The sequence below is a fragment of the Mesorhizobium sp. M7A.F.Ca.AU.001.01.1.1 genome (assembly GCF_004022735.1).
In the GTDB taxonomy this organism is placed as follows: domain Bacteria; phylum Pseudomonadota; class Alphaproteobacteria; order Rhizobiales; family Rhizobiaceae; genus Mesorhizobium; species Mesorhizobium ciceri.
The window spans coordinates 1-884 of sequence record NZ_RZPF01001228.1; the positions used below are offsets into that span (position 1 = coordinate 1).

2 protein-coding genes are annotated in these 884 nt (G+C 63.2%); both read left to right on the top strand.

Annotation, left to right across the window (positions count from 1 at the left end; genetic code table 11):
• A partial coding sequence (locus EN884_RS37275; RefSeq protein WP_206617772.1) for a carbon-phosphorus lyase complex subunit PhnI occupies positions 1 to 430 on the top strand: 430 nt, incomplete at its 5' end.
• Positions 427 to 846, top strand: a complete 420-nt coding sequence (gene fosX, locus EN884_RS37280; protein WP_063169035.1) for a FosX/FosE/FosI family fosfomycin resistance hydrolase — start codon at positions 427 to 429, stop codon at positions 844 to 846. The genes EN884_RS37275 and fosX, both read left to right, overlap by 4 nt.
• Positions 847 to 884 lie beyond the last annotated feature (38 nt).

An 884-nucleotide genomic window follows, 5' to 3' on the forward strand; every position in this document is an offset into this window, starting at 1 on the left:
CATCGGCGAAGTCGAGTTGGAGCTCGACGTGCCCGAACTGCCCTTCTCGGTGCCGCTCGGCACTGTCCGCGTCACCGAATGCCAGATGGTCAACCAGTTCAAAGGCTCGGCCAAGGCGCCGCCGCAATTCACCCGCGGCTACGGCCTGGTCTTCGGCCAGAGCGAACGCAAGGCGATGGCCGTGGCACTCTGCGACCGGGCGCTGCGCGCGAAGGAGCTCGGCGAGGATGTCGTCGCCGCGGCCCAGGACGAGGAGTTCGTCATCTCGCACTCCGACAATGTCCAGGCGACCGGCTTCGTCGAGCATCTGAAGCTGCCGCACTATGTCGATTTCCAGGCCGAACTCGATCTCGTGCGCCGCATGCGTGCCGAATATGACGCCCGCCAAAACCCCGTGAAGGTCGAAGAGAAGCGGGAGGCCGCGGAATGATCGAGGGCCTTTCCCACATGACCTTCATCGTCCGCGATCTCGAGCGGATGACCGAAATCCTCGAGGGCGTATTCGACGCACGCGAAGTCTATGTCAGCGACGCCAGGCAGTTCTCGCTGTCGCCCGAAAAATTCTTCCTGATCGGTGACATCTGGGTCGCCATCATGGAGGGCGAACCCTTGCCGGAGCGCAGCTACAACCACATCGCCTTCAAGATCGATGACGCCGATTTCGACCGCTATGCCGAGCGCATCGGCAGGCTCGGCCTCGACATGCGCCCGCCGCGCCCGCGCGTCGAGGGTGAAGGCCGCTCGATCTATTTCTACGACGAAGACAACCACATGTTCGAACTGCACACCGGCACGCTCAATGAGCGGCTGGCGCGCTATGCCAGGGGATCGGAGGCTGCGGAATGAATTTAGTGCCCGACGCCACCATGGCCGCCACCATCGTG

Coding starts and splice junctions, on each gene's coding strand:
- fosX (WP_063169035.1), top strand. CDS start 427: ATGATCGAGGGCCTTTCCCACATGACCTTCATCGTCCGCGATCTCGAG.